Below are 12,544 nucleotides of genomic sequence, written 5' to 3'. Positions count from 1 at the left end.
GTAATTAGATGTTTGCAGAAAGCCCTATTAAGCGCAGAAAGTCTACGCGTATTAATGTAGGTAACGTTCCCATTGGTGATGGTGCTCCCATTGCTGTTCAGTCTATGACAAATACGCGCACTACAGATGTGGCTGCGACTGTCGATCAAATAAATCGTATTGTTGCTGTGGGTGGCGAAATTGTTCGCGTATCTGTTCCTACAATGGAAGCAGCAGAAGCATTTAAAGAAATTAAAAAGCAGGTGAGTGTACCGCTGGTAGCGGATATTCATTTTGATTATCGCATTGCGCTTAAAGTGGCCGAATACGGTGTAGATTGCTTACGCATAAACCCTGGTAATATCGGTAACATGGAACGAGTTCGTTCTGTGGTAGATTGTGCAAAAGATAAAAACATTCCTATTCGCATTGGTGTTAATGGCGGCTCGCTGGAAAAAGATTTACAAGAAAAGTACGGCGAACCAACGCCAGAAGCTCTTGTAGAGTCTGCGATGCGTCATGTCGACATTCTAGATAAGCTCAATTTTGACCAGTTTAAAGTGAGTGTGAAAGCGTCTGACGTATTTCTTGCAGTAGGCGCATACCGCTTGTTGGCGAAAAAAATTGACCAGCCTTTGCATTTGGGTATTACTGAAGCCGGAGGTCAGCGCGCTGGGGCAGTAAAAAGTGCCGTAGGCCTTGGTATGCTTTTAGCCGAAGGCATAGGTGACACGGTACGCATATCATTAGCGGCCGATCCGGTTGAAGAAATTAAAGTTGGCTTCGACATCCTAAAATCGCTTCGTATTCGCTCTCGTGGTATTAATTTCATCGCATGCCCAAGCTGTTCGAGGCAAGAATTTGACGTTATCGGCACAGTGAATGCCCTAGAGCAACGATTGGAAGATATTCTGACTCCAATGGATGTGTCTATTATCGGTTGTGTGGTTAACGGTCCTGGTGAAGCTGAAGTATCTGATTTAGGACTTACTGGCGCGCGAAATATGAGTGGTCTATACGAAGACGGCAAGCGTGTAAAAGAACGCCTTGCTAATGACGATCTGGTCGACAAGTTGGAAGCGAAAATTCGCGCAAAAGCATCTCGCATGAGTGAGCAAAATAAAATTCAGGTATCAGTGAAAGACTAAGAGAATTTTTGTTCATTGTTGTTTATTCCCAAAGCCCCTATAATGCGGGGCTTTTCACTATTTAGCAGTATGAGAATTTCACGTGGCTAAGACTATTCAGGCAATTCGAGGCATGAATGACTGCCTACCGGAGATTTCCGGTACATGGCAGAAGGTAGAATCTGTACTACGCCAAGTTGTGGCGAGTTACGGTTACCAAGAAATACGTACTCCCATCGTTGAAAGCACTGACTTATTCAAACGATCAATCGGTGAAGTAACCGATATTGTTGAAAAAGAGATGTATACCTTCGAAGATAGAAACGGAGACAGCTTGACCCTGCGCCCTGAAGGCACAGCAAGTTGCGTACGTGCAGGTAACGAACACGGTTTGCTGTATAACCAACAGCAACGTCTTTGGTATATGGGGCCTATGTTCCGTCATGAACGACCGCAAAAAGGCCGCTATCGTCAATTCCATCAGTTTGGCGTAGAAACCTACGGTATGGATGGCCCTGATATCGATTTAGAGGTCATTCTTCTTAGCGCGCGTTTTTGGAAAGCGTTTGGTATTGATCAGCATGTGAAACTGCAAATTAATACTCTAGGCTCTAACGAAGCACGTGCGGCATATCGCGATACGCTTGTTGAATTCTTAAAAGAACGTGCAGACCAACTTGATGAAGATTCATTGCGTCGACTTGAAACGAACCCGCTTCGCGTACTCGATTCAAAGAATCCTGACGTCCAGGCAGCTATTACCGATGCACCTGCGCTAATCGATCACCTTGATGAAGAATCTAAGATACATTTTGAGACTTTATGCGCGCGTTTAACGCAAGCAGGTATTGAGTTTGAAATAAACCCTCGCTTAGTTCGTGGTCTTGACTACTACAACCGTACTGTATTTGAGTGGGTTACAGATAGCTTAGGGGCACAAGGCACAGTCTGTGCGGGCGGCCGTTATGATGGATTAGTAGAGCAGTTAGGCGGTAAATCTGCACCAGCGGTAGGTTTTGCTATGGGTATTGAACGTTTGGTACTGTTGCTCACTACGCTAACTGAAGAAGGTCAGGATACAAGCTTTGCCGACGTTTACGTAACTGCAATGGGCGATGACGCTCAGTCTTATGCTATTGAAGTTGCTGAGCACCTTCGCAATACGCTTCCTGACACACGCGTAATGATGCACTGTGGCGGCGGCAACTTTAAAAAACAACTAAAGCGTGCAGATAAAACCGGAGCACGTTTGGCGCTGCTTTTAGGCAATGACGAAATGCAGTCTCGCGAAGTAGGTGTTAAGCCGCTACGCGATGGTCAAGAACAAATTACAGTCAGCTTTGACGCCTTATCTGATAAGATTAGCGAGATGCTGAGCGCAAAATAAATAGAGGACATCATGGAACAGTTCGCAACAGAAGAACAACAAGTAGAAGCGATTAAGCGTTTTTGGAAAGAGCACGGCACGGCAATTATTGTAGGCGCTGCACTCGGGCTAGGTGGCCTTTGGGGCTGGCGAGCGTATTCAGAAGCTCAAATTGAAAATAAAGAAGCAGCGTCGGTAGCGTATCAAAGTGCTGTTGAAACTTTTGGTACTGATGGTAGCGAAGATAAAGTTAGTACGTTTATTGAAGAAAATAAAGATAGCGGTTATGCCAGCATAGCGGGCCTACTCGCGGCAAAACAGGCGGTAAATGCGGGTGACTTAGACGCTGCAGCATCGCATTTAAATAGCGTTGTTACCTTTGCTGAAAATGATGAATTAAAAGTTCTTGCTTCACTTCGTTTATCTCGCGTGCAAATTGAAATGAACCAGCTGGACGCGGCGTTGTCTACGCTTAGCAATGTAACAAACGACGCATTTTCCGCAGAGGTTTCTGAACTAAAAGGCGATGTGTATCAAAAACAAGGTAAGTTTGATGATGCTCGTTTAGCTTATTCAAATGCGTTAGAAAAAAATGCCAACAATCCGCTTTTACAAATGAAGCTAGACAACCTGTCGGTTTCTGCTGCTCAATAAGCGATGGCCCTATAGGGCTGGTGTAAATAATAAAGAGGTACGCAATTTGTTTCACAACACGTGTGGCCGTAAAGGTCGATTTGCTCGCACGATAGGTATGGCACTCGCGGTGTCTATCACAATGTCTGGCTGTACAACTATTTCAGATTGGTTTGCAGATGACGAAGAATTAGAAATTCGTCGTTTAAAGCCTATTGAGGCTAAGTTTACACCTCAATTAGTATGGGACCGTGATATTGGTGATGGCGTTGACCATTACTTCTCACGTCTTCGTCCTGTTTATGCCTACAACAAGCTATACGCCGCAGACCGTCATGGTGTTGTTGTGGCGATGGAGCCTGAAACGGGAAAAGTATTGTGGGAAAAAGACTTCGCACAATTTCGTTCTGAAGGCATGTTAAGCTCGGTCACTAAGCTTTGGCGTAGCGGTGAAACGGCGCGTATTGGTGGTATTGCAGTAGCTGACAGACACGTATTCATTGGCACTGAAAATGGATATGTAGCGGCAATGGACGCTGAAACTGGTGAGCTTGTGTGGGAAGCGACTGTACCTGGTGAAATTCTGGCTGCACCAGCTGCTGATGAAGGCATTCTTGTGGTCAATACAGGTGCTGGAAGCTTGTTTGGTTTTAATACGCGAACCGGTGAGCAGGTGTGGCGACACGAGGGCGATACGCCTCCGTTGACACTTCGCGGTATCTCTGGGCCAATCGCGTCTAACGGCGGCTCAATTGTGGGTACTCCTACCGGTAAAATTCAGGTAAACCTTATCGAAACCGGCGTACTTGCATGGGAAACCGTTATCGCCACTCCGTCGGGCGCAACAGAATTAGAACGTATTGTTGATATCGATACCACACCAGTTTTGTTTGGCGGCACTATTTACACCGTCTCGTATAATGGTACATTGGCGGCCGTAGAACTTCGTTCTGGTCGCGTTATTTGGAAGCGTGAATACGCCTCATTTAGAAACCTGAACATTGATGGAAACAAAATCTTTGTTGTAGACAATAACTCTAACGTTTATGCCCTTGATAGACGAAACGGTGTAGAGCTGTGGTCTCAAGGCTTACTTAAACAGCGTTCACTAACGGCAGCAACCCCTGTGGGTGAGCATATCGTTGTGGGTGACAACTGGGGTTTCTTACATTGGATTGAACAAGAAACCGGTGAGGTGGTAGCTCGTCTAGATGTAGGCGGCGATGACGAAGATGACGCCATTTTTGCTGCACCACTTAACGTTGACAGTAGCATTGTTACGGTAACGAGAAATGGGGTAGTGGCTTCAGTACGGGCTCCGAACTAGGTCTATCTAGCTCAACAAGTAAAATTTTTAGAAGGCGTTTGAGATTCTACCTGAAGCGCCTTTTTTATAAACTGTTTTATCTTTTGGTGCACGCTAATATGGCCACCCTAAACGATCTTTGTCGGTCGTACTGAACTACATTGGTATTAGGTAGTGAACAAGGTATAATGCGCCCATTCTCAAAAGCCTCATGCAAATCACCAATCGTTAGAGAGTTAATTTTCCAAACGTTGCTTATACAGTACACGGTGAGTATGGCTTATGCTTTTTTCGCTTTCATGACCCTTAGGATCTGATAAATGTTACCCGTTGTTGCTTTGGTTGGCCGCCCTAATGTTGGCAAATCAACCTTGTTTAATCGCCTTACTAATACCCGTGATGCACTTGTTGCCGATTACCCGGGGTTAACTCGCGACCGTAAATACGGCCAAGCGAAGTTTGAAAAACGCCAGTTCATTGTTGTTGATACCGGCGGTATTACAGGCGATGAAGAAGGCATTGATGCTGAAATGGCGCAGCAGTCTTTATTGGCGATTGAAGAAGCTGATGTTGTTTTATTCTTGGTTGACGCACGAGCAGGTTTGCTGCCAGCCGATCAAGGGATTGCTGATCACCTCAGGCGCATAAACAAAAAAGTGTTTGTTGTGGCAAACAAAGTCGATGGTATTGATGGCGATAGCGAAAGCGCGGAATTTTACTCTTTAGGTTTGGGTGAAATAAAGCAAATTGCAGCGGCCCACGGAAGAGGTATTAGCCAATTACTGCAAGACTCCTTAAAGCCCCTTGAACTAGACTTTCCTGATATGGAAATAGTCGACGAAGAGCCAGAGGAAGAAGAGGATGCTGAAACCCAGCGTCAACGCTTGCAAGAGTTGCCTATTAAGCTCGCTATCGTAGGAAAGCCTAACGTAGGTAAATCGACGCTTACAAACCGTATTTTGGGTGAAGAGCGTGTCGTTGTATTCGATATGCCTGGTACAACCCGCGACAGCGTTTATATTCCGATGGAAAGGGACGAGCGAGAATACGTTCTTATTGACACTGCGGGCGTGAGAAAGCGCAGGAAGATAAGTGAAGCAGTTGAGAAATTCTCAATTGTAAAAACCCTTCAAGCGATTGAAGAAGCAAACGTTGTATTGCTCGTTATTGATGCTAGAGAAGGTATCACCGATCAAGACTTGAGCTTATTAGGTTTTGTACTTAACTCCGGACGTTCATTAGTAGTTGCTGTGAACAAGTGGGATGGGCTAAGTACGGACGTCAAAGATGACATTAAGCGCGAGATGGACCGTCGTCTTGGCTTTATTGACTTTGCCCGCATTCATTTTATTTCAGCGCTACATGGCTCTGGTGTAGGCAATCTGTTTGAGTCAGTGCAAGAAGCGTACATGAGTGCGACTAAGCGAATTAACACTGCACTGCTAACTCAAATTATGGAAATGGCGCAGGATGACCATCAGCCTCCGCTGGTTCGAGGTCGTCGTGTCAAAATGAAGTATGCTCATGCGGGCGGTTACAACCCGCCAGTTATCGTTATTCATGGTAACCAGGTAGATGACTTACCGAACTCTTATAAACGTTTCTTGATGAATTATTTTAGAAAAGCACTAGAAATAATGGGCACACCGATCAAGATTGAATTTAGAGAAGGTAACAACCCGTTTGAAGGTAAAAAGGCTAATCTGACATTGGCGCAACAGCGTAAGCGTCGCCGAATGATGTCTTTTTATAAAGATAAAAAATAAAGCTAAAAGAAATGGGCGCTGCTTCTATTTTAGTTGAAGTAGCGCTATATCTCTTTCTAATTTCTAAGTGAAACCAAAGCCGTATTAGTTGAAGTATGAATTAAGTGCTGAACTAATTTTATGCTGCTCCGACATGCCTTTTTGTTCGATTAAGTATCTGCTTTTTAGTCGAATTTACTGGGCAATATCTACAAGTAAATTGTATTTTTTCCCTTGTGCTCTTTTCACCCTCTTCGAGTTTCTCCTTGTCTCTAGTCGCTCACCTTTGAAGAACTATGGGGGCATTTCATCAGTAAGTTGTGGAGCCTTTTTTGCAAGCGTATTCAGATTAGCTAAAAACTAACAGCGTTTTGGAGACACTTTGTCAGTAGAAAAATTGCGAAACATCGCTATACCATTGCAAAAAAATCAAATGTACAACTGGTTTGATAGGTATAAACCACAGGAGCAGCAAAAAATCCATATTCTCAACAGTGGCAAAGAAGAAAAGTCAAAGTTGAAGTTATTGCTGGGCAAGCGACGTAGAGTGAAAAAAGCCTAGCGCTGACTTTCCAAAAGTAACAAGCGAACTTTTTTCATCATTTCAGACTCTTGCGGCACTTTAATCTGTACAATCAATTGATTGACAATGGTGTCTGAAAAGTCAGATGGAAAGGTGGTAGACACTTTTACGATTTTATCTTGTTGCTTAAATACATAGGTCGTCGCGAAGATCGTGGGCGATACTTCTGAGGTCGCACTCAGCCCCAGTCTCCATCCAGATACGACGCTATTTACCGTATAATGTGATGCAGGATTAACTTGAGATAAGGTTAACTGCTGTAGCTCGGCAGTTGCTGAAGCCTTTTGTAAGTCATTTTCCAATTGCTTCGGCAATAACACACTCTCTTCTAAAGCCAACTGAGATAAAAATGGATAGACAGTAACATCGACTAATGCATCCTCAAAATCTGGATGGGTGTAGCGAGTGATTGCGCCGCTAAAAGGGTCTGAAAAAAGCTGGGTATCCAATTTTGTGAATTCACCAATTGTGTCAGGTACCTCTAGTGCGACGTCATAATTACTCGCTTCAAGTGCTTGAAATAAGAACTGACTGGTGAACAATCTTGCTTGTTTAACATGTTCAAGCCAACGATAAACTAATAAGTGTGCTTCACTTTTTGCATAATGACTGTCTTGGCTACTGCTATCATTTTTTATTACTTTACTGTCGAACGCCTTAGAATCAATTTCAATTCCTCGCCATTGCAGCGTGAATTCAGCGAACTGCTTAGCATCTCCTTCATGTTCACCGGGCGCGACACCAACATTAGCGATGAGCAACTCGTAATCGTTGCCCTCGCCATAGGGTAGAAGATTGCTAAATTCGCCAGACTTGCTAAGTTCTTCAATAAAGCTCTCTGGAGAAATAGCATCTTCTAGACAAAGGCTGGCTTTATCTGCATGCACTGACTCTGTAAAAGTGAGTTCCTGTTGTAAATGGCAGGATTTCACTAGATTTTGGCTAGGGTAGGTCGAGAAAACTGAAACACCTTGATTTACAGAAGACGCCCAAGCTTGGCCAGATAAGTTTGTTAAGGTAAAAAAGGAAAGAAATAGCAAAGTTGTTCGCTTTGCTACATTGATAAATGCGTCGCTGAAACATTCGCGAGCCCGCAGGTGCAAATTGTAAAACGAATTGTTTATTACATGAACGGGCATAAAATTAAAAGCTACCTATTGCCGCTGAATATTTGTCACTGTACTGGTTATCTCCCCATCAGTCACTCGAGACTTTATTTCATCTCCAACATTTACTTTATCCAAGCTATTTATGGCTGTTTTATCGGTAAACGTAATACTATAACCACGGGCGAGTGTTGAAAGAGGGCTTACTGATTGTAAGAGGCTTACTTTACTGCCAAGTTCAGTTTTCTTATCCTTAATTAGCGCATGCATACTAGAAATTAGCTTAGTGTTCGCGTAATTCAGTTTGTCTTTCGCGCGAGCAACATTTGCCGATGGTGATTGTTGGTTTAATCTGTACTCTAGTGCATGCAGGTGTTTTTCTGCTTTTGCCACGTCGTTTTGCATTTTATGGGTTAACCGAAGTTGCAGCCTGTCTAATGTTTGCCACTGAGACTGTATACGGTTTTGTGGATGCAATGCACCTAAACGTTGCTTTTTTAATACCAACTGCTGCTGACTAGCTTGAAGGTACTGATGTATTGCTCTTGCTAAACGTTGCTTTTGCTGGTTCAACGTTTGGTAAAGGGCTGTAGAGTCCTGGCTTAAGATTTCTGCAGCCGCGGAGGGGGTAGGGGCGCGTACATCGGCAACAAAGTCACTAATGGTAAAATCTACTTCGTGTCCTACGGCACTGACAATAGGCAGGGCACTAGCAGCAACTTCTCTGGCTAAGCGTTCATCATTAAAACACCACAAATCTTCTAGTGAACCACCACCTCGCGTTAGTAAGAGTAAATCAACTTCTGCACGTCTGTTGGCAGTTCTTAACGCACTAATTAGCTGTAGAGCCGCGGTTTCACCCTGTACCATAGATGGATATAATATAATTTCAGTCTGCGGGCTTCTGCGCTTTAGTACACTTAAGACATCGTGAAGTGCTGCGCCGCTTGATGAAGTTATAACGCCAATACGATTAATACGTTCAGGTAGAGGACGCTTGTTAGTTGCATCGAACAAACCTTCATTGTTTAGTTTAAACTTTAAAGCTTCGAACGCTTGCTTAAGTGCACCTTCACCATCGCTTTCCATATGCTCAACAACCAGTTGATAGTCGCCGCGCGCTTCATAAAGCCCTACAGAGGCTCGCACTAGAATCTTATCGCCTTCTTTAGGGCGAATGCGAACGTTGCGATTTGAGCCTTTAAACATGGCTGCGCGTACTTGCGCTTTATTGTCTTTCAGCGTGAAATACCAATGCCCTGACGCCGCTGCCACAAAGTTGGATATTTCGGCCGATAGCCAAACGAGGCCGACCTCGCCCTCCAATACGGTTCTGGCTAAACGATTTAGCTTGGTAACTGTTAAAATTTGTCGTGAGGTAGATGGCGAATTTGTAAACATAAAAAAAATCACAGGGTTTAATACATTTAGAGTTTACCTGAAAAACAAAAAACACTACAATTGCGCCGCAATTAACCCTCAACTGAATAGGTGTTGTTGCATGCTACGTATCATCCAAGAAGCCCTGACGTTCGACGATGTGTTGCTGGTTCCCGGCCACTCGACCGTCCTCCCTCATACTGCTAACTTACAAACCCGTCTTACACGCGGTGTAACGTTAAATATCCCAATGGTGTCTGCTGCCATGGACACGGTTTCTGAAGCCCGTCTAGCGATAGCGCTAGCTCAAGAGGGTGGTATTGGTTTCATTCACAAAAATATGAAGCCTGAAGAGCAAGCCAAACACGTACGTGAAGTTAAGAAATACGAAAGTGGTGTGGTATCTGATCCAGTGACGGTAGACAAAGATGCAACTATAGGTGACGTAATTACACTTTCAAAGCGTCTAGGCTACTCAGGCTTTCCGGTAACTGATAAAGAGAACAACCTTATTGGTATTGTGACAGGCCGTGATCTTCGCTTTGAAAAACGCTTAAACCTTCCTATTAGCAACGTGATGACCGGTAAGGATGATCTGGTTACCGTTAAAGAAGGTGCAAGTTCTGATGTTGTGCTAGATCTTATGCACGAACACCGCATTGAAAAAATTCTTGTTGTTGATGACGCCTTTAAGCTGACAGGCCTAATCACCGTTAAAGATTTCCAAAAAGCAGAAAATAAGCCGAATGCATGTAAGGACGAATTAGGGCGTCTTCGTGTTGGTGCTGCGGTTAGTGTTGGCGCCGGTACGGATGAGCGCATCGCATTATTGGTTGACGCAGGTGTTGACGTATTGCTTATCGATACATCGCATGGTCATTCACAAGGTGTAATCGACCGCGTTAAGAAAGTACGTGCTGACTATCCTGATGTACAAATTATTGCGGGTAACGTGGCAACGGGTGATGGTGCAAAAGCATTGGCCGACGCAGGCGTAGATGCAGTTAAAGTGGGTATCGGCCCTGGTTCTATTTGTACTACTCGTATTGTAACCGGTTGTGGTGTACCTCAAATTACTGCGGTATCTGACGCAGTAGAAGCACTGAAAGATACAGACATTCCTGTTATCGCCGACGGCGGAATTCGTTTTTCTGGTGACATTGCAAAAGCATTAGCTGCGGGTGCAAGCTGTGTAATGGTTGGCAGCATGCTGGCGGGTACTGAAGAAGCACCGGGTGAAGTCGAATTATTCCAAGGCCGTTATTACAAATCATATCGCGGAATGGGTTCGCTAGGCGCTATGGATCAAAGCCATGGTTCGTCAGACCGTTATTTCCAAGACTCAGACAACGCAGAGAAATTAGTACCGGAAGGCATTGAAGGTCGCGTAGCGTATAAAGGGCCTATTGCAAATATAATCCATCAGCAAATGGGCGGCTTGCGTTCAGCTATGGGCTTAACAGGCTGCGCTACCATCGAACAGATGAATACCAAAGCGCAATTTGTGCGCGTGACCTCAGCTGGAATGGGCGAGAGCCACGTACACGATGTAAGCATTACTAAAGAAGCGCCAAACTACCGCTTAGGTTAAGGCGACCGACGACTGCGAGGCTGGTACTACACCAGCCTTTGTTCTTTTATTTAACGGGTAAAAATAAAACATGACCACAAATATCCACGACCAACGCATACTTATTTTGGATTTTGGCTCGCAATACACGCAGTTAATAGCACGTCGTGTTCGCGAAATCGGCGTTTACTGCGAGCTTTGGGCTTGGGATGTGACCGAAGAACAAATCCGCGAATTTAATCCTCAAGGGATTATCTTATCTGGCGGACCAGAGTCAGTAACCGAAAAAGGCTCACCGCGAGCACCAGAGTATGTGTTTGAAGCCGGCGTGCCTGTGTTAGGCGTGTGCTATGGCATGCAAACTATGGCGCACCAGTTAGGCGGTGGCGTACTGGGCTCAGATAAGCGTGAATTTGGTTATGCACAAGTAGAAGTGATTAAACCAAGCCCTCTGCTAGATAAAATTGAAGATGCAATTGGCGATAATGGTGCGGCGCTTCTTGACGTGTGGATGAGCCACGGCGATAAAGTAGCAGCTATTCCTGAAGGGTTTGAAACCATTGCGCAAACGGCTTCATGCCCGCACGCGGCGATGTATAACGAAGAAAAGCAATTTTACGGGGTGCAGTTTCACCCAGAAGTGACCCACACACGCCAAGGTATGCGGTTACTTACTAACTTTGTAATGGATATTTGTAAGTGTGAAAAGCTATGGACAGCTGGCGCAATTATTGACGATGCTATTGAGCGTATTAAAGAAAAAGTAGGTGATGAGCGCGTCATATTAGGTTTATCGGGCGGCGTAGACTCTTCAGTAACGGCTATGTTGCTTCACCGTGCTATTGGTAAAAACCTTACCTGCGTATTTGTAGATAACGGATTACTGCGCCTTAATGAAGCGGATCAGGTTATGGAAATGTTTGGTGACCACTTTGGTTTAAATATTATCCGTGTCGATGCCGAAGAGCGTTTTCTAGACCGCTTAAAAGGCATTGAAGACCCAGAGCTTAAGCGTAAAGCTATCGGAAATGAGTTCGTTCGTGTATTCGACGAAGAAGCGAGCAAGCTTGAGAACGCAAAATGGTTAGCACAAGGTACTATCTACCCAGACGTGATTGAGTCAGCGGGTTCAGCAACCGGTAAGGCGCACGTAATTAAGTCGCACCACAATGTAGGCGGTCTTCCTGAAGATATGGAGCTGGGTCTTGTTGAGCCACTGCGTGAGCTATTTAAAGATGAAGTACGCAAGATAGGCCTCGAGCTAGGCTTACCTTATGACATGCTTTACCGTCATCCATTCCCTGGCCCGGGCCTTGGCGTTCGCGTACTTGGTGAAATAAAGAAAGAATATTGCGACCTTCTACGTCGTGCTGACGCTATCTTTATTGAAGAGCTATACGCAGCAGATTTGTATCAAAAAGTAAGCCAAGCGTTTACCGTATTCCTTCCAGTGCGCTCTGTAGGCGTAATGGGTGATGCGCGTAAATACGATTGGGTAGTAAGCCTTCGCGCGGTAGAGACTATCGACTTCATGACGGCTCACTGGGCTCATTTGCCATACGACTTCTTAGGTAAAGTATCAAACCGTATTATTAACGAGGTCGACGGCATTAGCCGTGTAGTTTACGACATTTCTGGTAAGCCACCTGCTACGATTGAGTGGGAATAGTATCTAAATCGTATACTTTACAAAATCTAATATAGTGCCATTCAGCGTTGTTTACTGGCATTTTTTATATTAGTGTCAAT

10 protein-coding genes are annotated in these 12,544 nt (G+C 44.6%); 8 read left to right on the top strand and 2 right to left on the bottom strand.

Annotation, left to right across the window (positions count from 1 at the left end; genetic code table 11):
• Positions 1-8 precede the first annotated feature (8 nt).
• The 6 genes from ispG (at position 9) to KL866_RS17560 (ending at position 6,718) form a co-directional block, all read left to right on the top strand.
• Positions 9-1,127, top strand: a complete 1,119-nt coding sequence (gene ispG, locus KL866_RS17585; protein WP_025255909.1) for a flavodoxin-dependent (E)-4-hydroxy-3-methylbut-2-enyl-diphosphate synthase — start codon at positions 9-11, stop codon at positions 1,125-1,127.
• An 82-nt stretch (positions 1,128-1,209) separates the two neighbouring features.
• Positions 1,210-2,493 carry a histidine--tRNA ligase gene (hisS, locus tag KL866_RS17580; RefSeq protein ID WP_025255908.1) on the top strand — a complete coding sequence of 428 codons (1,284 nt, stop codon included), beginning with the start codon at positions 1,210-1,212 and terminating at the stop codon, positions 2,491-2,493.
• A gap of 12 nt (positions 2,494-2,505) precedes the next feature.
• Positions 2,506-3,126 carry a tetratricopeptide repeat protein gene (locus KL866_RS17575; protein WP_025255907.1) on the top strand — a complete coding sequence of 207 codons (621 nt, stop codon included), beginning with the start codon at positions 2,506-2,508 and terminating at the stop codon, positions 3,124-3,126.
• Between the two features lie 46 nt (positions 3,127-3,172).
• A complete protein-coding gene (bamB, locus tag KL866_RS17570; RefSeq protein ID WP_025255906.1) occupies positions 3,173-4,432 on the top strand; it encodes an outer membrane protein assembly factor BamB in 1,260 nt (419 codons plus the stop codon).
• Positions 4,433-4,731: 299 nt separating this feature from the next.
• Complete coding sequence (gene der, locus KL866_RS17565; protein ID WP_025255905.1) at positions 4,732-6,177, top strand: ribosome biogenesis GTPase Der; 1,446 nt, start codon at positions 4,732-4,734, stop codon at positions 6,175-6,177.
• A 361-nt stretch (positions 6,178-6,538) separates the two neighbouring features.
• Positions 6,539-6,718 (top strand): hypothetical protein, encoded by a 180-nt coding sequence (locus tag KL866_RS17560; RefSeq protein WP_025255904.1) that lies wholly within the window; start codon positions 6,539-6,541, stop codon positions 6,716-6,718.
• Here KL866_RS17560 and KL866_RS17555 read toward each other — a convergent pair.
• Positions 6,715-7,779, bottom strand: a complete 1,065-nt coding sequence (locus tag KL866_RS17555) for a hypothetical protein (protein ID WP_251140143.1) — start codon at positions 7,777-7,779, stop codon at positions 6,715-6,717. The two genes, KL866_RS17560 and KL866_RS17555, sit on opposite strands and share 4 nt — an antisense overlap.
• A 114-nt stretch (positions 7,780-7,893) precedes the next feature.
• On the bottom strand, positions 7,894-9,246 hold the full coding sequence (xseA, locus tag KL866_RS17550; RefSeq protein ID WP_025255902.1) for an exodeoxyribonuclease VII large subunit: 1,353 nt from the start codon (positions 9,244-9,246) through the stop codon (positions 7,894-7,896).
• Positions 9,247-9,346: 100 nt separating this feature from the next.
• On the opposite strand from xseA, the gene guaB reads away from it, so the two are divergent.
• Together guaB and guaA are read left to right on the top strand one after the other, a co-directional pair.
• A complete protein-coding gene (gene guaB / locus KL866_RS17545) occupies positions 9,347-10,816 on the top strand; it encodes an IMP dehydrogenase (protein WP_025255901.1) in 1,470 nt (489 codons plus the stop codon).
• Between the two features lie 70 nt (positions 10,817-10,886).
• Positions 10,887-12,464 carry a glutamine-hydrolyzing GMP synthase gene (gene guaA / locus KL866_RS17540; protein WP_214996240.1) on the top strand — a complete coding sequence of 526 codons (1,578 nt, stop codon included), beginning with the start codon at positions 10,887-10,889 and terminating at the stop codon, positions 12,462-12,464.
• The last annotated feature ends 80 nt before the right edge of the window (positions 12,465-12,544 follow it).

Source organism: Alteromonas sp. ALT199, from assembly GCF_018619335.1.
In the GTDB taxonomy this organism is placed as follows: domain Bacteria; phylum Pseudomonadota; class Gammaproteobacteria; order Enterobacterales; family Alteromonadaceae; genus Alteromonas.
This window is presented reverse-complemented; position numbering and strand designations above follow the sequence as displayed.

Coding starts and splice junctions, on each gene's coding strand:
- xseA (WP_025255902.1), bottom strand. CDS start 9,246: ATGTTTACAAATTCGCCATCTACCTCACGACAAATTTTAACAGTTACC.
- KL866_RS17575 (WP_025255907.1), top strand. CDS start 2,506: ATGGAACAGTTCGCAACAGAAGAACAACAAGTAGAAGCGATTAAGCGT.
- guaA (WP_214996240.1), top strand. CDS start 10,887: ATGACCACAAATATCCACGACCAACGCATACTTATTTTGGATTTTGGC.
- guaB (WP_025255901.1), top strand. CDS start 9,347: ATGCTACGTATCATCCAAGAAGCCCTGACGTTCGACGATGTGTTGCTG.
- ispG (WP_025255909.1), top strand. CDS start 9: ATGTTTGCAGAAAGCCCTATTAAGCGCAGAAAGTCTACGCGTATTAAT.
- der (WP_025255905.1), top strand. CDS start 4,732: ATGTTACCCGTTGTTGCTTTGGTTGGCCGCCCTAATGTTGGCAAATCA.